The organism is Sinisalibacter aestuarii, from assembly GCF_027923545.1.
Lineage (GTDB): Bacteria > Pseudomonadota > Alphaproteobacteria > Rhodobacterales > Rhodobacteraceae > Sinisalibacter > Sinisalibacter aestuarii.
This window is the reverse complement of the sequence record NZ_BROH01000001.1, coordinates 764109-781864: the sequence shown is the minus strand read 5'-3', so window position 1 is coordinate 781864 and position 17756 is coordinate 764109. Positions and strand designations below refer to the sequence as shown.

General features: G+C 64.9%; 12 protein-coding genes and 2 pseudogenes. 8 read left to right on the top strand and 6 right to left on the bottom strand.

All coding sequences use genetic code 11. The features are described 5' to 3' along the window. Nucleotides 1-10: 10 nt before the first annotated feature. Genes cobN through QMG28_RS03945 form a run of 3 tightly spaced genes read left to right on the top strand, consistent with a single transcriptional unit; the run spans nucleotide 11 to nucleotide 4574 of the window. Nucleotides 11-3706, top strand: a complete 3696-nt coding sequence (gene cobN / locus QMG28_RS03955) for a cobaltochelatase subunit CobN (protein ID WP_281840852.1) — start codon at nucleotides 11-13, stop codon at nucleotides 3704-3706. A 5-nt stretch (nucleotides 3707-3711) separates the two neighbouring features. Then, nucleotides 3712-4113, top strand: a complete 402-nt coding sequence (locus QMG28_RS03950; protein ID WP_281840851.1) for a GNAT family N-acetyltransferase — start codon at nucleotides 3712-3714, stop codon at nucleotides 4111-4113. Further along, nucleotides 4110-4574 (top strand): GNAT family N-acetyltransferase, encoded by a 465-nt coding sequence (locus tag QMG28_RS03945; protein ID WP_281840850.1) that lies wholly within the window; start codon nucleotides 4110-4112, stop codon nucleotides 4572-4574. Before QMG28_RS03950 ends, QMG28_RS03945 begins: the two co-directional genes overlap by 4 nt. Before the next feature lie 25 nt (nucleotides 4575-4599). Here QMG28_RS03945 and QMG28_RS03940 read toward each other — a convergent pair whose 3' ends face one another. Then, nucleotides 4600-4842 carry a hypothetical protein gene (locus tag QMG28_RS03940; RefSeq protein ID WP_281840849.1) on the bottom strand — a complete coding sequence of 81 codons (243 nt, stop codon included), beginning with the start codon at nucleotides 4840-4842 and terminating at the stop codon, nucleotides 4600-4602. Nucleotides 4843-5062: 220 nt separating this feature from the next. On the opposite strand from QMG28_RS03940, the gene QMG28_RS03935 reads away from it, so the two are divergent. Both QMG28_RS03935 and cobO read left to right on the top strand, forming a co-directional pair. After that, nucleotides 5063-6271, top strand: a complete 1209-nt coding sequence (locus QMG28_RS03935) for a TsoY family (seleno)protein (protein ID WP_281840848.1) — start codon at nucleotides 5063-5065, stop codon at nucleotides 6269-6271. Nucleotides 6272-6381: 110 nt separating this feature from the next. Next, nucleotides 6382-6990, top strand: a complete 609-nt coding sequence (gene cobO, locus QMG28_RS03930) for a cob(I)yrinic acid a,c-diamide adenosyltransferase (RefSeq protein ID WP_281840847.1) — start codon at nucleotides 6382-6384, stop codon at nucleotides 6988-6990. A gap of 12 nt (nucleotides 6991-7002) precedes the next feature. Here the strand turns inward: cobO and QMG28_RS03925 are convergent. Next, nucleotides 7003-7392: pseudogene (locus QMG28_RS03925) on the bottom strand (transposase); the annotation flags it as partial. A gap of 284 nt (nucleotides 7393-7676) precedes the next feature. Between QMG28_RS03925 and QMG28_RS03920 the strand changes: the two are divergent. Next, nucleotides 7677-8510, top strand: a complete 834-nt coding sequence (locus QMG28_RS03920; protein ID WP_281840846.1) for a CPBP family intramembrane glutamic endopeptidase — start codon at nucleotides 7677-7679, stop codon at nucleotides 8508-8510. Nucleotides 8511-8678: 168 nt separating this feature from the next. On the opposite strand, the pseudogene QMG28_RS03915 reads toward QMG28_RS03920, so the two are convergent. Beyond that, nucleotides 8679-8793, bottom strand: a pseudogene (locus QMG28_RS03915) (IS3 family transposase); the annotation flags it as partial. Between the two features lie 115 nt (nucleotides 8794-8908). Here QMG28_RS03915 and QMG28_RS03910 point away from each other — a divergent pair. Continuing rightward, nucleotides 8909-9493 carry a GcrA family cell cycle regulator gene (locus QMG28_RS03910; protein WP_281840845.1) on the top strand — a complete coding sequence of 195 codons (585 nt, stop codon included), beginning with the start codon at nucleotides 8909-8911 and terminating at the stop codon, nucleotides 9491-9493. A gap of 63 nt (nucleotides 9494-9556) precedes the next feature. Further along, nucleotides 9557-10924 (top strand): 30S ribosomal protein S12 methylthiotransferase RimO, encoded by a 1368-nt coding sequence (gene rimO / locus QMG28_RS03905; protein ID WP_281840844.1) that lies wholly within the window; start codon nucleotides 9557-9559, stop codon nucleotides 10922-10924. A gap of 205 nt (nucleotides 10925-11129) precedes the next feature. Here rimO and QMG28_RS03900 read toward each other — a convergent pair whose 3' ends face one another. The 3 genes from QMG28_RS03900 to QMG28_RS03890 form a co-directional block, all read right to left on the bottom strand. Beyond that, nucleotides 11130-12491, bottom strand: a complete 1362-nt coding sequence (locus QMG28_RS03900; protein WP_281840843.1) for a hypothetical protein — start codon at nucleotides 12489-12491, stop codon at nucleotides 11130-11132. Nucleotides 12492-12693: 202 nt separating this feature from the next. Then, complete coding sequence (gene carB, locus QMG28_RS03895; RefSeq protein ID WP_281840842.1) at nucleotides 12694-16026, bottom strand: carbamoyl-phosphate synthase large subunit; 3333 nt, start codon at nucleotides 16024-16026, stop codon at nucleotides 12694-12696. 317 nt (nucleotides 16027-16343) lie between these two features. Further along, nucleotides 16344-17567 carry an SAM-dependent methyltransferase gene (locus QMG28_RS03890; protein ID WP_281840841.1) on the bottom strand — a complete coding sequence of 408 codons (1224 nt, stop codon included), beginning with the start codon at nucleotides 17565-17567 and terminating at the stop codon, nucleotides 16344-16346. Nucleotides 17568-17756 lie beyond the last annotated feature (189 nt).

The window sequence follows — 17756 nt, the reverse complement described above, 5'->3', positions numbered from 1 at the left end:
GCCGGGGCTGATGCACCTGCTCGCCGCCACCCCCGGCCAGATCGACGACGGCAAGGAGCCGGTCGATCTCGGCCAGACGCCCGCCGATCTGGTCTTCATCTCCGCCGCCGATACCGAACTGGCGGCGCTGAGCCAGGCGCGCGCCGAGATGGACGCCCCACCCGGCCTGCGGCTCGCCAACCTCACCCATCTGATGCACCCGATGTCGGTCGATCTGCATGTCGACGGCTGCGCGGTGAAATCCCGGCTGGTGGTGGCGCGGGTGCTGGGCGGCACGGGCTACTGGCGCTACGGCGCCGAGCAATACGCCGCCCATCTGCATTCTGCCGGGGTGCCGCTGGCGCTCCTGCCCGGCGACGACAAGCCCGACCCGGAGCTGCGCCGCCTCTCCACCGTTTCGGATGACGATTACGATGCGCTCTGGGCCTATCTGGTCGAGGGCGGGCCGGACAATGCGGTGAACTTTCTCGCCCATGCCCGCGCCATGCTCGATGCCGGCGAGCGGCCCGAGCCGGCCCGGCCGCTGCTGCGCGCCGGCGTGTTCTGGCCCGGTGCGGGCATCGCCGACCTCGCCACCGCTCAGGCGGTCTGGACCGAGGGCGCGCCGGTGGTGCCCATCGTCTTCTACCGGGCGCTGGTGCAGGGCGCGGGCCTCGATCCGATCACCCGGCTCACCAAGGCGCTGGTGAAACGCGGGCTGAACCCGCTGCCCATCTTCGTCGCCTCGCTGAAAGACCCGGTCTCAGCCGCCACGCTCGAAACCCTGTTCACCGCCGCGCCGCCCAGCGTGATCCTCAACGCCACCTCCTTTGCCGTGGGCAGCCCGCATGAGGGCGAGGATAGCCCCGACAACCCGCTCACCATGCCCGCCGCCAACGCGGCCCCGGTGTTTCAGGTGGTGCTCGCGGGCGGCTCCGAAGCGGCATGGGAAGACGGGCTCACCGGCCTTTCGGCCCGCGATATCGCGATGAACGTGGCCTTGCCCGAGGTCGATGGCCGGGTGCTCACCCGCGCGATCAGCTTCAAGGGTGAGGCCTATTTCGACGAGGCCACCGAATGCCCGATCGCCACCTATCGCGCCCGCGCCGACCGGGTGGCTTTCGTCGCCGATCTCGCCGCCAACTGGGCCACCCTGCGCCACACGCCCGCAGGCGAGCGGCGGGTGGCGCTGGTGCTGGCGAACTACCCCAACAAGGATGGCCGGCTCGCCAATGGCGTCGGGCTCGATACCCCCGCCGCCACGGTGCACGCCCTTGGGCTGCTGGAGCAGGCAGGCTACAGGGTGACGTCCCCGCCCGCCGACAGCGACGCGCTGATGCAGGCGATCATGGCCGGGCCGACCAACTGGCTCACCGACCGTGCCCGTCGGCAGGGCGGCGTCGATCTGTCGATGGCCGAATACCAGATTTTCTATGGCCAGCTCCCGGATGAGGTCCGCGCCGCCATCGAAAGCCGCTGGGGCGCACCCGAGGCCGATCCGTTCTACGAACCGGGCGAGGTGGATTGCGGAAGGTTCAAGCTCTCGGTCCTCACCTTCGGCAATGTCGTGGTCGGGCTGCAACCGGCACGCGGCTACAACATCGACCCGACCGACACCTACCACTCCCCCGACCTGCCGCCGCCGCACAATTACCTCGCCTTCTACGTCTGGCTGCGCCACGAATTCCGCGCCCATGCCATCGTGCATATGGGCAAGCACGGTAATCTCGAATGGCTGCCCGGCAAGGCGCTGGCGCTGTCGGAAACCTGTCTGCCCGAGGCGGTGCTGGGGCCGATGCCGCATGTCTACCCGTTCATCGTGAACGATCCCGGCGAAGGCACGCAGGCCAAGCGCCGGGCGCAGGCGGTGATCGTCGACCACCTCACCCCGCCGCTCACCCGCGCCGAGACCTATGGGCCGATGAAGGATCTCGAAGCGCTGGTCGATGAATATTACGAAGCCGCCGGGGTCGACCCGCGCCGCATCGAGCATCTGCGCCGCGAGATCCTCACGCTCTCGTCCGCCACCGGGCTGGACGCGGATGTGGGCATCAAGGGTGACGACGAAGAGACCGACCTTGCCAAGCTCGACGCCTATCTGTGCGAGTTGAAGGAAGCGCAGATCCGCGACGGGCTGCATGTGTTCGGGCAGTCGCCCGAGGGGCGTCTGGCGCGCGATCTGGTGCAGGCGCTGGTGCGCGTGCCGCGCGGCCAAGGTACGGGCGCTGATGCCTCGCTCACCCGCGCGCTGGCGGCGGATTTCGCCCTTGGCTTCGATCCGCTCGATTGCGACATGGCCGCGCCGTGGGACGGCCCCCGCCCCGAGGCGCTCACCGCCCCCGGCGCCTGGCGCTCGGCGGGCGACACGGTGGAGCGGCTGGAACTCTACGCCGCCCGCCTGATCGACGGCGAAGCGCCGCCCCCCGGCCCGGCCTCCGCCGCCGTGCTCGACGGGATCGCGACAAAGGTGCGCCCTGCCGTTGAGGCTTGTGGCCCGGACGAAGGCCAAGGCTTGCTCACCGCCCTCGCAGGCCGCTTCCTTGCCCCGGCCCCCTCCGGCGCGCCCACACGCGGGCGGCTCGACACCCTGCCGACCGGGCGCAACTTCTACTCGGTCGATACCCGCGCCGTGCCCACCCCCACCGCCTGGGCGCTGGGCTGGAAATCGGCCAATCTCCTCATTGAGAAGCACCTGCAAACCGAGGGCGACTGGCCGCGCGCCATGCTGCTCACCGCCTGGGGCACGGCCAATATGCGCACCGGCGGCGACGACATTGCCCAGGCGCTCGCGCTGATGGGCGTGAAGCCGACATGGGATGCCGCCAACCGCCGCGTCACCGGCTTCGAGATCATCCCCCATACCGCGCTGGGGCGGCCCCGGGTGGACGTGACCCTGCGCGTCTCCGGCTTCTTCCGCGATGCCTTCCCCGGCCTGATCGCGCTGGTCGACAGCGCCGCCCGCGCCGTGCAGGCGCTGGACGAACCGGACGAGGACAACCCCGCCGCCGCCCGTGCCCGCGCGGGCGAGGCGGCCGCCCGCGTCTATGGCTCCAAGCCCGGAGCCTATGGCGCCGGCCTTCAGGCGCTGATCGACGAGCGGGTCTGGTCGACCAAAGCCGATTTCGCCGAAGCCTACCTCGAATGGGGCGGCTACGCCTATGGCGCCGGAGCCGAAGGCAAGCGCGACCGCGCCGGCTTCGAAGCGCGACTGTCTCAGGCCGAAGCCATCGTTCAGAACCAGGACAACCGCGAGCACGACCTGCTCGACTCGGACGATTACTACCAGTTCGAGGGCGGCGCGGCGGCAGCGGTGTCTACCCTGCAAGGGCGCGACCGGCCGATCTATCACAACGACCATTCCCGCCCCGAGCGCCCGGTGATCCGCACGCTGGACGACGAGATCGGCCGGGTGGTGCGCTCGCGCGTGGTCAACCCGAAATGGATAGAAGGCATCAAGCGCCACGGCTACAAGGGCGCCTTCGAGATCGCCGCGACGGTCGATTACCTCTTCGCCTTCGCCGCCACCACCGGCGCGGTGAAGGCGCATCATTTCGACATGGTCTACACCGCCTTTCTGGAAGACGATGAAACCCGCGATTTCATCGCAGAGCACAACGCCCCGGCGCTGGCCGAGATCGCCCGGCGCCTGCGCGAAGCGATCGACCGGGGCCTGTGGCTGCCCCGTTCGAACTCGGCACGGGCGAAGATCGAGGGTCTGGCCGGATGATCACCATGACCGAAACCCACGATGAAGCCCTGCGCGGCGCGGTGGTGGGGTTTCTCACCCAGCACGCAAACGCCGTCGGCCAGCCGTTTTCGCGCGTCGATCTGAGCTTCACCGCCGATGACGGCGCGGCGCTGGTGGGCGGGCTCATCGCCCGGATCACGCAGGGCTGGATGTATATCGAACTGCTCGGCGTGAGCGACGCGGCGCGCGGCAAGGGCTGGGGACGCCAGCTGATGCGGGCCGCCGAAGCCGAGGCGCGGGCGCGCGGCCTCACCGGCATCTGGCTCGACACCTATACCTTTCAGGCACCGGGCTTCTACACCGCGCTCGGCTTCGAGGAATTCGGGCGGATCGAGGATTATCCCGAGGGCGAAGCGCGTATCTTCTTCCGCAAGAGGCTGGGATGACACCCCGGCAATTCACGCCCGGCGAAGACCCCGCCCCGCTGCTTGCCCTGATCCGCGAAAGTTTCGCCTATATGGATGGGCGGATCGACCCGCCCTCCTCCATGCACCGGCTCACCGGGGCCGACATCGCCCGGCAGGCCGCGACCGGCGAAATCTGGGTGATCGGCCCCGCCCCCGCGCCGGTTGCCTGCACCTTCCTCACCCCGAAACCGCCGGCGCTCTACATCGGCAAGCTCGCGGTCGCGCAGGCGGCCCGCGGCAAGGGGCTGGCACGGCTGCTGATCGGCACCGCCGAAGCACGCGCCCGCGCGCTCGCCCTCACCGCGCTCACCCTGCAAGCCCGGCTGGAGCTTACCGAAAACCACGCCACGTTCCGCGCGCTCGGCTTTGTGCAAACGGCCGAAACGGCGCATCCGGGCTACGGACGGACCACCTCGCTCACCTTCACCAAAGTGCTCTGAGCGGCGCCGTCATCCGGCAAAATTCTCACATATCCGGCGACCGGCAATCGAGCGCCGCTTTCATCAACGCCGCGTCGCCCACCAGCGTGCCGGGCACCACGGCGCAGCCCGTGGCCTGCCGAATCGCCGTTTCGGCACGGGCAAAGACCACCGAGAGGCGCGGCATAAGTTCCGGCGTGGTGCGGTAAACCTCCACCGCACTGCCCTTGCGGTGCACCGTGAAACCCGTGCCTTCAACGATAACGGTCTGGCGTTCGCCACCCATCATGCGGGGGCTGGGCGTATCGCAGCCGGAGAGGCTCAGGGAAAGCCCCAGAGCAAGACCAGGAACAACAGGGAAAAGGCGATAACCGGACATGCGATCATCTACCTAAAATTTAGTTAATAAAGGATTAAAAACACGCTGCGTCAGCCTGCCACAGTTTCGCGTCCGTAGCATTCTGCTACATACATTCCAAATCATGAATACGTAAAACTGGAGCTGTACCATGCAACTCACCCGCGCAGCGGACAAATATTCTCCGCTCTACTTCCTGGCCTCGGTTGGCGCCGGCGGCCTCTCCGTCACCTTCTTCATGTATCTCATGTTCTGGGTGCCGCATCCCGGCCGCCCGGTTCCGATCTTTGAAGACATCATCGCCGCCTGGGCCACCGGCGGCGCCGGCCTCAAGGCCGCCATCGCCGTCGCCGTGGCCGGCATCGCCGTCTTCACCGTGATGAATCTGCAAAAGCTCTTCTGGAACATCTCGGCCTATAACGCCTGGAAGAAAACTGAGGCTTACGAAAAACTGCGCAACTCGAACGCCGAAACCACGCTGCTGGCCTACCCGCTGGCGCTGGCAATGTCGGTCAATGCGCTGTTCATCGCCGGGCTCGTCTTCGTGCCGGGCCTGTGGAATGTGGTCGAATACCTCTTCCCCTTCGCCATCGCCGCCTTCCTCGCCATCGGCGCCTTCGCGCTGTGGACGATCGGCGACTTCCTCGGCCGGGTGATGACCAAGGGCGGCGTCTTCGACGTGACCGCCCATAATTCCTTCGCCCAGATGCTGCCGACCTTCGCGCTGGCGATGGTCGCCGTCGGCCTCTCGGCCCCGGCGGCGATGTCGGGCAACGAATTCATCGTCTCGGCAGGGGTGATGACCTCGACCTTCTTCGGCACCACCGCCACGGTCTACGGCCTGATCGCCCTGTTCACCGCCTTCAACTCGATGCTGCATTACGGCACCGCGAAGGAAGCCGCGCCGACGCTGATGATCATCATCCCGATCATGACCACGCTCGGCATCATGACCCTGCGCCAGAGCCACGGGCTGCACGGCACCTTCGACGTGCACACCAATGCCGGCGAAACCATGGTCTTCCTGTCCCGGCTGCTGTCGATCCAGTTCATGTTCCTGCTGCTCGGCATGCTGATCCTGATCAAACAGGGCTACTTCAAGGATTTCGTGTTCGGCGACAAGACCTCGCCCGGCTCCTACGCCCTGATCTGCCCCGGCGTCGCGCTGTCGGTGATGATCCAGTTCTTCATCAACAAGGGTCTGGTCGAGGCCGGCATCATCCCGAAATTCGGCGTGATCTACTGGGTCGAATCGGCTGGCGCCGTGGCCTTCCAGCTCGCGATGGTCTGGCTGGTTCTGCGCCTCAACAAGCAGCACTTCGCCAAGTCGCAGGACGCGCAGGCGGTTCCCGCCGAATAAGGAATGCACCTCACCAAACCGGAAAGGGGCGGCTCATCGGGCCGCCCCTTTCGCTTGCGCACGCCCCCCCGTGCGCTACCATCGGCGACCAGACGCGCCAGGAGACCGCCATGACCGAAGAAACAGACCGCCACGCCCAGAAAATGGCCAAGAAGAAGGCCGCACGCGACAAGATCATGGCCACCAAGACCGAGGAAAAGGGCCTGATCATCGTCCATACCGGCAAGGGCAAGGGCAAATCCTCCGCCGCCTTCGGCATGATCTTCCGCGCCATCGCCCACGGCATGCCCTGCGCCGTGGTGCAGTTCATCAAGGGCGGGATGAAGACCGGCGAACGCGACCTGATCGAAAGCCGCTTTGCCGATATCTGCCAGTTCCACACGATGGGCGAGGGCTTCACCTGGGAGACGCAGGACAAGAGCCGCGATATCGAGATGGCCCGCGCCGCCTGGGAAAAGTCGAAAGAGCTGATCCGCGATCCGGCCATCCGCATGGTGCTGCTCGACGAGATCAATATCGCGCTGCGTTACGATTATATCGACGTGAACGAGGTGGTGGCCTTCCTGCGCGACGAAAAGCCCGGGATGACCCATGTCATCCTCACCGGGCGCAACGCCAAGGACGAGCTGATCGAGATCGCCGATCTGGTCACCGAGATGGAGCTGATCAAGCACCCGTTCCGCGCCGGGGTGAAGGCGCAGGCCGGGGTGGAGTTCTAGGGTCAGGACCCATAACCAAAAGATGACGGTTGTGGCGATGCAGATTGCCGATACGAACCGTTCACCGCATCTGTCGTAGCGGGTCGCGATATGGCACCGGTCTTTCAACCACGCGGACAGTTTCCCGACGCGATGTCGTTTGCGATACGGGCTGGTGTCGTGGCCGGCATGCTTCCGTCGTCCACAACGGCCTGGAATGCACGCATTGATGCCGCGCTCTGCCAGCGCCGTCCGGAACCAATCCGCATCATATCCTTTGTCGCCGAGCAGCATTGTGGCAGGTAGCAGGCTTCCAGACATAGCCAGCGCACCTTTGGCATTGCTCATTTGCCCGCCCGAGAGGAAGAAAGTCAGCGGTCGGCCGCGTCCCTCGCAGCCCGTGTGCAACTTGCCGTTCAGACCACATTCGGCGCCCGGAAACCTGACGCCCAAAGAATTTGCGGCGAAAGGAACGATGAACAAACTGGCCGTGCAAGGCCATCAAACCAACCCCCAGGTTCTCCGAGAGGTGGAGAAACCTGGGGTCAGGTCAACGGGAAACTGCGGACTTTTCTGGACTAATCCTCCAGCAAGTGCATTATACAATAATAACTTCTGAAGTTCAGGGGGAAAGGAGCATCCCGCAATCGTTTCTGAGCTGGGCCTTCGAGGGCCGGTCGAACAAGTGGCTTTACGCCGTCGGGTTCGTGTTCCTGATTGTGATGATGCACTATGGGGCGGCACTGTTCTTCCTTCCAATAACTCTGTTGGGCGACTACACTACATGGCCACCGGCTGTAGCCAGCCTGGCCGCGATGCTGGTCCTGCTTCCGATGATCCTCATTCCGTTCCTCTGGGTGTGGCTGGTCCACAAGCGGCCTTGGTGGAGCATCGTGGTCCCCAAGCCAAGAATCGAGGCGTGGAATTTCGGGATGGGGATTCTGGCGGCGCTCATCGTCGCGATCGTGTCTTGGACCTATTTTACCGTGGTGCTTGGGGTGCCGATCTCGTTCGGTGCGCCGCACTGGGCGACCTATTTGCCAGTCTTCCTGATCGCGATTCCGAAGGTCTTCATGCAGACAACCGCGGAGGAGATCATCTTTCGCGGTTATGGCATGCAGGCGGTCCGCACCTTCACGGCCAACCCCGTGGCGATCGTCGTCGTCACCGCGTTCGCTTTTGCCCTTCCGCACTACCCCAATGTGCTGATGAACGATTGGCCTTGGTGGGGCCTCATCAACTTTGCCCTTCCAGCCCTCCTATTCGGCTGGATGGTTCTGAGGACCGGATCGCTGTGGATGCCAATGGGTTGGCACTGGTTCAACAATTTTTCCCTGGGCCAGATCATCGAGGTGAATAACGGCACGGCCAGCGGGCCGGCTGCCGGGACCGCCATAATGTTCAGCGACGGCCGCCCGTCGCTGGGACAGCAAACGGGCATCACGATCGTCTGCTACGTTCTGATCGCCCTGCTCATCAACTATCTGGTCGGTAGACGCGAGGCCTCCCTGGGTGATCGGGACAGTCAACCGGCGACCTGACTATGACAGCTTTGTCTGCAACCCGGACATAGCCCGGATTTTGCCTTTCGTCCGCTCTTGGTAGAAGCTACCGTTGAGATTGGACCTGTTCATAGGTCCTGACCCTAACTGTTTGATCCCATGGTTTGATTGACCTGCTCCCCTGAGAGTCCCAATTTGTTGGAAAGTTCTGTTCCGGGTTTGGTCCTGCCCTAAACGTTGGTGATACTCCCACGGGATGAGCCCGTCGAGGTTCGAGTGGGGGGCGGTTGTGCTTGTAGTCGTCACGCCATGCCGCGATCAGATGGCGGGACTGAACACCAAGGGCCTAGCCGCCTTGTATCCCCGATGGGGGCTGACTAGTATCCGGGCTTGCTGTAAGAGAGCGCCAAGCGCGCTGCCGAGAGGATGCAAGGCATATGTCCTGGACCGAAGAACGGGTGGAAACCCTCAAGAAAATGTGGGCCGAGGGGCAATCGGCCAGCCAGATCGCCAAGGAGCTTGGCGGCGTCACCCGCAATGCGGTGATCGGCAAGGTGCACCGGCTCGGGCTCTCGAACCGCGCGGGCGGCGGCACCGCCACGGCCAAGGCGCCGGCGAAGGAAGCCCCCGCCAAACCCGCGGCCAAGGCCAAGCCCGCGCCGAAGAAGGCCGAAAAGCCCGTCGAGGCCGATCCGGTGACTGAAAAGCCCGCGGCCGAAAAGCCAAGCCCGGCCCCGGCGCGCAAGCCGATCATTCCCGCCGGCCAGCCGCTGCCGCCGCAGCCCTCGGCCAACGAAATCAGCCCCGAGGCGCTGGAGACGGTGCGCGAGGTGGAGAAGACGGCCAAGAAGCTCACCCTGATGGAGTTGACCGAGCGCACCTGCAAATGGCCGATCGGCGATCCGGCGACGGAAGATTTCTGGTTCTGCGGGTTGCCGGTGCAACAGGGCAAACCCTATTGCGAGGCGCATGTGGGCGTGGCCTTCCAGCCGATGAGCTCGCGGCGCGACCGCAAGCGGTAGGCTAAGGCCGGGGGGCCAGCCCCCCGGACCCCCCCGGGATATTTTCAGCAAGATGAAAGGGGCATGATGAGCAACCCGCCTGACCTGCGCCCCGACCTTGCCCGCGCCACTTTCACCGAGGAGGCGCGGCCCGGCCAGCCGAAGATCGGCATGGTGAGCCTCGGCTGCCCCAAGGCGCTGGTGGATTCGGAGCGTATCCTGACCCGGCTGCGCGCCGAGGGTTATGCGATCAGCCCCGACTATGCCGGGGCCGATGCGGTGATCGTGAACACCTGCGGCTTTCTCGACTCGGCCAAGGCCGAGAGCCTGGAGGCGATCGGCGAGGCGTTGAGCGAGAACGGCAAGGTGATCGTCACCGGCTGCCTCGGCGCGGAGCCGGACTATATCACCGGCGTGCACCCGTCGGTGCTGGCGGTGACCGGGCCGCAAGCCTATGAGCAGGTGCTCGACGCGGTGCATGGCGCGGCCCCGCCCGCGCCCGATCCGTTCGTCGATCTGCTGCCCGCCTCTGGGGTGAGCCTGACGCCGCGCCATTACAGCTATCTGAAGATTTCCGAGGGCTGTAATCATCACTGCAAGTTCTGCATCATCCCGGCGATGCGCGGGCGGCTGCAATCGCGCCCGGCGCATGCGGTGATCCGCGAGGCGGAAAAGCTGGTGGAGGCCGGGGTGCGCGAGCTTCTGGTGATCAGCCAGGACACCTCGGCTTACGGGCTCGATCTGAAACATGCGACCGAGAAGGGGCGCCGCGCCCATATCACCGATCTGGCCCGCGATCTGGGCGGGCTCGGGGCGTGGGTCCGGCTGCATTACGTCTACCCCTACCCCCATGTGCGCGAGTTGATCCCGCTGATGGCGGAGGGGTTGATCCTGCCCTATCTCGACATCCCCTTCCAGCACGCCCACCCCGACACGCTGCGCCGGATGGCGCGACCGGCGGCGGCGGCGAAGACGCTGGACGAGATCGCCGCCTGGCGGTCGGTGGTGCCCGATATCACCCTGCGCTCGACCTTCATCGTCGGCTATCCCGGCGAGACGGAGGACGAGTTTCAGACGCTGCTCGACTGGCTCGACGAGGCGCAGCTCGACCGGGTGGGGTGCTTCCAGTACGAGAACGTCGCCGGGGCCGCCGCCAACGATCTGCCGGGCCATGTGCCGGAGGAGGTGAAGCAGGAGCGCTGGGCGCGGTTCATGGAGAAGGCGCAGGCGATCTCGGAGGCCAGGCTGGCCGCGAAGGTGGGCAGCCGGCAGCAGGTGATCGTCGACAGCGTGGACGAGGACGGGGCCGTCTGCCGGACCCGGGCGGATGCGCCGGAGATCGACGGGAATCTGTTCATCGACGAGGGGTTCGAGGGGCTGGCGCCCGGCGATATCGTCACCGTCGAGGTGGATGAGGCCAGCGAGTATGACCTTTGGGGGCGGCTGGTCTGAGGCTAGGCGGGCGAGGTCGCACACCACGTTAAGTAGTTGATTTATATATTGTTAGCGGTATCTCTTCGGGTGTGGGCCGTGGGGGGTACGGGGCAGGCTTCGGCCTGTCTTTTTTGTGGCGCGGGGGGTGCCGGGCTGACGCCCGGTCTACGCGGTGGTGGGGGCCGTTCAGGTGTGAGGCAGACCAAGCGCCGGGGCAGCTTCGTCAGTCCGAACTCCGCGACAATTCGTCCGCGTCGGCCTCGATGCTTTCAACATCAACGTCGTCAGGATCGCTTTTTTCCGGCTTGATCCGTGGCGCAGGCTTATGCCATTGGGCCAGTTCCTGCCCCACTTCGCGATAGAACTCGGGAACAACCGCCTCCAATTCCGAAATGAAATTGCTTTGCTGGGTAAATCGCGCGCCAAGGCGACGGGCAAAGTAAACATGGAATCCAACCACCTGGAGACCGTGCTTTCCTTCTTCGCAAATGCCCGGGTCCGCTTTCAGATCATCGAAATGGAATTGCGTTTCCGGGCTTCGTCCGGGCCAATTCATTCGCACGAAAAGCTCGCTGGTGCGCTCTGTCTTGATCTGTCTTAACAGCCAGTTCACCCGGGCCTTGGAAGACTTCTTGTCCTGCGGTGCACGCAGACTCATGCCCACATCAATGGTACGGCGCGGTATATCCGCCACGACCTCCAGCGGAGCGGCAGCATCGGGAATGTCGAGCTCTACATAGAGCTGGTTGCTGTCGCGCAAACGCTGCAGCTCCTGCCTGTGGCGTTCGGCGGGGTCGGCGGCGAGCTTGCGAGGAAGCATTTGATGAACCACCGTTTCCGCCTGCCGGCTGAGGATAAGTGACAAATCCCTCGTTTCCTGATGCCATGCCTCCAGCACGGCGGCAGCCTCGGACGACCTGGCCAGGATCTTGCCGCCTGCCGAAACGTGCCGGTTCAGGTCAGTCCACTCTGGCGGCATACGTTCAAATCCGCGCACGCCCGCGCTCTCGTGGGTCAGGAACCGGCGCAGTTCATTCATCAGATAGGACTGGTCGGTATCGGCAATGTCTTCGCGGTTCATGAGCAGGTCGGCAATCGTCAGGATAGACATCCAAGACCAGTGAAACACCGGAACCCTTGAGCGGCTCTTGCGCACATCCGGCAGCGGGTGATTTGCCGGAGCCGTGGCGAACTGGTTCGAAATCGTGATCACGCAGTCGATATTATGGTCGCGCGCCACCTGCCGGTAGCGCTCGATCTGATCGGACTGAAGCTGGCTTGTTCCAACCTTAGCCTCTACCAGTGCCTTCCATTCCTTCTTGCCATTCCGCAAGACGATCAGCCCATCCGGGCGATCCTTGCCGACCCCCTTCTCGCCCGTGAAGACAATCTCCGTATAGGTATCGACGGTTGCGCGTGCTCCAAGCCGTTGCCCGACCGACCCGAGAAGCTCGGCTCCGAATTCCCGCACGCTGGAGAGACATGCCAGAACAATGGATGTGGTTCGGCCTTCTTTCGAGGTATTGGCAAGTACAGGAAACAGACGCGCGGCCTCTCCCTGCGCCAGATAGTCCGGTCGGTGCATGGCCGTTTCTCCCCCCTACCTACAGGGGCATTACACAACCATAGATGGTTTCGCGCAAGCTCGGGGTAATCGCCGCAGGTGACATCGACCAGCCACCGCGCCCACAATTTTCCGGGCGCGTCTCGCACAAACCCATGGCGCGTCTGGCATGTCGTGGCAGGGCGTTGCGGGAAGCCGGGCCGATGCAGGCGGGGGGTGGTTTCTACGCCTGCAGGCTCCGCACCTCGATCTCGCCTTCTTCGCGTGCCTTCATCGCCAGGGTCGCGGCGTGGGCGCCGGCGGCGGTGGTGAAGTAGGGGATCTTGTCGTAGAGCGCGACGGCGCGGATTTCGCGGCTGTCTTCGACCGCCTGCGCGCCTTCGGTGGTGTTGAAGACAAGCTGCACGTCGCCGTCTTTCAGCCGGTCCACGATGGTGCGGCCGCCTTCGTAGACCTTGTTCACCGTCTCCGCCTCGACGCCGTTTTCCACCAGCCAGGCGGCGGTGCCGCGGGTGGCGAGGAGGGCGAAGCCCATGGCGATGAGGGTGCGGGCGGTATCGAGCATCTCGGCCGACTTGTCGTCGTCCTTGATCGAGATGAACACCCGGCCCTCATGCGGCAGGTGCGAGCCCGCGCCCATCTGCGCCTTGAGGAAGGCGCGGGGGAAGCTTCTGTCCCAGCCCATCACCTCGCCGGTCGAGCGCATTTCGGGGCCGAGGATCGTGTCAACGCCGGGGAAGCGGGCGAAGGGCAGCACCGCCTCTTTCACCGAGAACCACGGCACGTTGGGATCGCAGAGCGTGAGCGGATCGCCCATCGGGATCGGATCGCCATAGCCGATACCTTCGGGGTAAGGCGCGCGCAGCGGGAAGTTCGACAGCGGCTCGCCCGCCATCAGCCGGGCGGCGATGGAGGCGATCGCGCTGTCGGTGGCTTTCGCCACGAAGGGCACGGTGCGGCTGGCGCGCGGGTTCACCTCGATCAGATAGACCTCGCCATCCTTCACCGCGAATTGCACATTCATCAGCCCGATCACACCGAGGCTGAGGGCCAGCGCCTCGGCCTGACGCTCGATCTCGGCGATGATCTGTTTCGGCAGGGTATGCGGCGGCAGGCAGCAGGCAGAGTCGCCCGAATGCACGCCGGCCTCTTCGATATGCTGCATGATCCCGGCGACATGGACCGCCTTGCCATCGCAAAGCGCATCGACATCGACCTCGACCGCGCCGGAGAGGTAGCTGTCGAGCAGGACGGGGCTGTCGCCGGAGACGACCACGGCATCCTTGATGTAGCGGCGGAGCTGGTCCATGTCGCGGACGATTTCCATCGCCCGGCCACCCAGAACGTAGGACGGGCGGATCACCAGCGGGAAGCCGATTTCCACCGCTTTTTCAAGCGCTTCCTCGTCGGAGGAGGCAATCGCGTTATGCGGCTGCTTCAGGCCGAGACGGTTGACGAGATCCTGAAAGCGCTCGCGGTCTTCGGCGAGGTCGATGGCGTCGGGCGAGGTGCCGAGGATCGGGATGCCCGCCTCTTCCAGCGCGTTGGCGAGCTTGAGCGGGGTCTGGCCGCCGAACTGGACGATCACGCCGTGCAGGGTGCCATTCTGCTGCTCGACGCGCAGGATTTCCATCACATGCTCGAAGGTGAGCGGCTCGAAATAGAGCCGGTCGGAGGTGTCGTAATCGGTCGAGACGGTCTCGGGGTTGCAGTTGATCATGATCGTCTCATAGCCCGCATCGGTGAGCGAGAAGCAGGCATGGCAGCAGCAATAGTCGAACTCGATGCCCTGGCCGATCCGGTTCGGCCCGCCACCGAGGATGACCACTTTCCTGCGGTCGGAGGGGCGCGCCTCGCATTCCACCTCGCCCATCATCGGCGCTTCGTAAGTGGAATACATGTAGGGCGTCTGGGCCTCGAATTCGGCGGCGCAGGTGTCGATCCGCTTGAACACGGCGGTGACGCCGAGATTGATCCGGGCGCGGCGCACATTGGCTTCGTCGCGCCCCGTCAGCCGGGCGAGGCGGGCATCGGTGAAGCCCATCATCTTGAGCGCGCGCAGGCCCTCTTCGGTCATCGGCAGGCCATCGTGGCGGATGCGCTCCTCGGCCTCGACGATCTCGCGGATGCGGGCGAGGAACCAGGGGTCGAAATCGGTGACGCCCCTGATCTCGTCATCGGTCAGCCCGTGGCGCATGGCCTGGGCGATCACGCGGATGCGGTCGGGCGATTTGGCGGTGAGCGCCTTGATCACCGCGGGTTTTTCCGGCGCACCCTCGATCTCGACCTCGTCGAAGCCGGTCAGCCCCGTTTCCATCGAGGCGAGCGCCTTCTGGAGCGATTCATGGATCGTGCGGCCGATGGCCATCGCCTCGCCCACCGATTTCATCGCGGTGGTCAGCTCGGGCTTGCTGCCCGGGAACTTCTCGAAGGCGAAGCGCGGGATCTTGGTGACCACATAGTCGATGGTCGGCTCGAAGCTCGCGGGGGTAACCTTGGTGATGTCGTTATCGAGCTCGTCGAGCGTGTAGCCGACGGCAAGCTTGGCGGCGATCTTGGCGATGGGGAAGCCGGTGGCCTTGGAGGCCAGCGCCGAGGAGCGGCTGACACGCGGGTTCATCTCGATCACCACCATGCGGCCATCGACAGGGTTGACGGCCCATTGCACGTTACTGCCGCCCGTCTCCACCCCGATCTCGCGCAGCACGTTGATCGAATGCGTGCGCATGATCTGGTATTCCTTGTCGGTCAGCGTGAGCGCCGGGGCGACGGTGATCGAGTCGCCGGTATGCACGCCCATCGGATCGACGTTTTCGATCGAGCAGACGATGATCGCGTTGTCCGCCTTGTCGCGGACCACCTCCATCTCGTATTCCTTCCAGCCCAGCAGGCTTTCATCGACGAGGATCTGGCCGACCGGCGAGGCGTCCATGCCGCTGTGGCAGTAATGCTCGTAATCCTCGCGGTTATAGGCGATGCCGCCGCCGGTGCCGCCGAGGGTGAAGGCGGGGCGGATGATCGCGGGCAGGCCGATCTCTTCCAGCGCTTCCATCGCAAGGTCGAGCCCGGCGCGCAGATCGTGCTTGCCGTTGGGCAGTTTCGGCGCGGTGACGATGGTGGCTTTCGGGTTTTCGATGCCGAGCCGGTCCATCGCCTCGCGGAACAGCTTGCGGTCTTCGGCCATCTCGATGGCCTCGCGCTTGGCGCCGATCAGCTCGACGCCATGCTTTTCCAGCACGCCCAGATCGGCCAGTTCCAGCGCGGTGTTGAGGCCGGTCTGCCCGCCCATCGTGGGCAGCAGCGCGTCGGGCTTTTCCTTTTCGATGATCTTTGCGACGGCCTCGGCGGTGATCGGCTCGATATAGGTGGCGTCGGCCATTTCCGGGTCGGTCATGATCGTCGCCGGGTTCGAGTTGACCAGGATCACCCGGTAGCCCTCTTCCTTCAGCGCCTTGCACGCCTGGGCGCCGGAATAGTCGAATTCGGAAGCCTGGCCGATGATGATGGGGCCCGCGCCGATGATCATGATCGAGTTGATATCGGTTCTCTTCGGCATCTCGGCACCCCTTGGCAGCGGTTGTGCGGGCCGGGGATTCCCCGGTGCGCGCAAATTGTCGTGGGTTATAGGGATTGAGGCGTTGGGCGCAAGGCTTGATCTGCGGCAGGCGGGCGGCGGTCGGACCGGGCGGGGCGGGATCGCGGCGGCGGTGACTCCGGAAATCCGGATTTCCGGAGTCCGGGCCTCAGCCGTTCCGCCGAAAGGTCAATGCATTATGGCGCAATCGCCGCTCTCCCGGTCCTCGGGTTAACGCATCGCTCACCAGCCGACCCCGCCATGCCGGCGCCCGCACCGAACAGCCGCCACCGGATCCGCTATTGCGCCGCTTCAGCCCGGACCATCTCGGCCTCATACAGATAATCGCGGGTGATCGGCGCGGCGTCGAGCTGTTTGCCGAGCTGCACCTGATAGACCAGCAGCGTGCCCACCGAAAACGATGCCTCCATCGACAGCAGATACCAGCGCCACATCCGCACGAAGCGCTCGTCATAAAGCATACGGGCCTTGTCGACATGGGCCATGAAGCGATCGTGCCAGGCGCCGAGCGTCTTGGCATAGTGGATACGCAGCGCCTCGACATCGCAGGTCACCAGGCATTGCTTGTCGATCGCCTTCTGCATCTCGCTCAGCGCCGGGGTGTAGCCGCCGGGGAAGATATATTTGGTGATCCAGCTATCGGCCTCGTTCGCCGGGCCGACATGGCCGATGGTGTGGATCAGGGCGAGCCCGTCTTCCTTCAGCGCGTTGTTCACGAAGCTGAAATACTCGTTGTAATGCGGCACGCCGACATGTTCGAACATGCCGACCGAGACGATCCGGTCAAACGTTTCGGTTACGTTGCGGTAATCGGTCAGGCGGAAATCGACCTTGCCCTCAAGCCCCGCCGCGCGCACCCGGCCCATCGCCAGCGCGTGCTGCTCCTTCGAGAGCGTCACCCCCACCACCTCGGCGCCGTAATCGCGCGCCAGCGTCAGCCCCATGCCGCCCCAGCCGCAGCCGATATCGAGCACGCGCATCCCCGGCTCGATCTGCAGCTTGCGGGCGATATGGTGCTTCTTGGCGGCCTGGGCTTCCTCCAGCGTCATCCCGTCCCGCGCGAAATAGGCGCAGGAATATTGCCGGTCTTCATCCAGGAAGAGATCGTACAGCTCGCGCGACAGATCGTAGTGATGGGCCACATTGGCCTGCGCCTTGCCCACCGGCGCGAACTGGCGGAACCGGCGCACGAGCTGGCGCGTTGCGTCCAGCGGGCGCTGGAACCAGGGCGAACCGGCGGCGTTGATATTGGGGATCATGAAGCGGAAGAAGGCGCGCAGATCGTCGTTTTCGATCTCGATCCCCTCGTTCATATACGCCTCGCCAACCGCGAGCGACGGGTTGACGATCACCCGGGCAGCCAGTGCCGGATCGCGCACGGTAAGCGCCAGTTCCGGCGCGCCGGATCCGTAGGTTCGGGTTGTGCCGTCAGGCAGGGTCAGCCTGAGTGTGCCGGCCCGCACGATATGCGCGAGCAACTTGTCGAGTAACGTTGTCCACATGGCGACCCCCTACGCCAATCTTCCACCGCGGCATCCGCCCCACCCGCCGGGTAGCGCAGCGCCATCGGTATGCCTTTCCATACAATTGTGTTTCGGTCAGGGGGCCGCTGTAAAGGATTTTTTCCTGTCAAGGCTGTCGATTCCACCGCTGAGCCGGGGTCGCGGGCTTGACTTCCCGCCCAGCGCAGG

Bases quoted from the DNA above. Each gene is read 5' to 3' on its own strand.
- cobN (WP_281840852.1), top strand. From the start codon at position 11: ATGCACCTGCTCGCCGCCACCCCCGGCCAGATCGACGACGGCAAGGAG.
- QMG28_RS03950 (WP_281840851.1), top strand. From the start codon at position 3,712: ATGACCGAAACCCACGATGAAGCCCTGCGCGGCGCGGTGGTGGGGTTT.
- QMG28_RS03945 (WP_281840850.1), top strand. From the start codon at position 4,110: ATGACACCCCGGCAATTCACGCCCGGCGAAGACCCCGCCCCGCTGCTT.
- QMG28_RS03940 (WP_281840849.1), bottom strand. From the start codon at position 4,842: ATGATGGGTGGCGAACGCCAGACCGTTATCGTTGAAGGCACGGGTTTC.
- QMG28_RS03935 (WP_281840848.1), top strand. From the start codon at position 5,063: ATGCAACTCACCCGCGCAGCGGACAAATATTCTCCGCTCTACTTCCTG.
- cobO (WP_281840847.1), top strand. From the start codon at position 6,382: ATGACCGAAGAAACAGACCGCCACGCCCAGAAAATGGCCAAGAAGAAG.
- QMG28_RS03910 (WP_281840845.1), top strand. From the start codon at position 8,909: ATGTCCTGGACCGAAGAACGGGTGGAAACCCTCAAGAAAATGTGGGCC.
- rimO (WP_281840844.1), top strand. From the start codon at position 9,557: ATGATGAGCAACCCGCCTGACCTGCGCCCCGACCTTGCCCGCGCCACT.
- QMG28_RS03900 (WP_281840843.1), bottom strand. From the start codon at position 12,491: ATGCACCGACCGGACTATCTGGCGCAGGGAGAGGCCGCGCGTCTGTTT.
- carB (WP_281840842.1), bottom strand. From the start codon at position 16,026: ATGCCGAAGAGAACCGATATCAACTCGATCATGATCATCGGCGCGGGC.
- QMG28_RS03890 (WP_281840841.1), bottom strand. From the start codon at position 17,567: ATGTGGACAACGTTACTCGACAAGTTGCTCGCGCATATCGTGCGGGCC.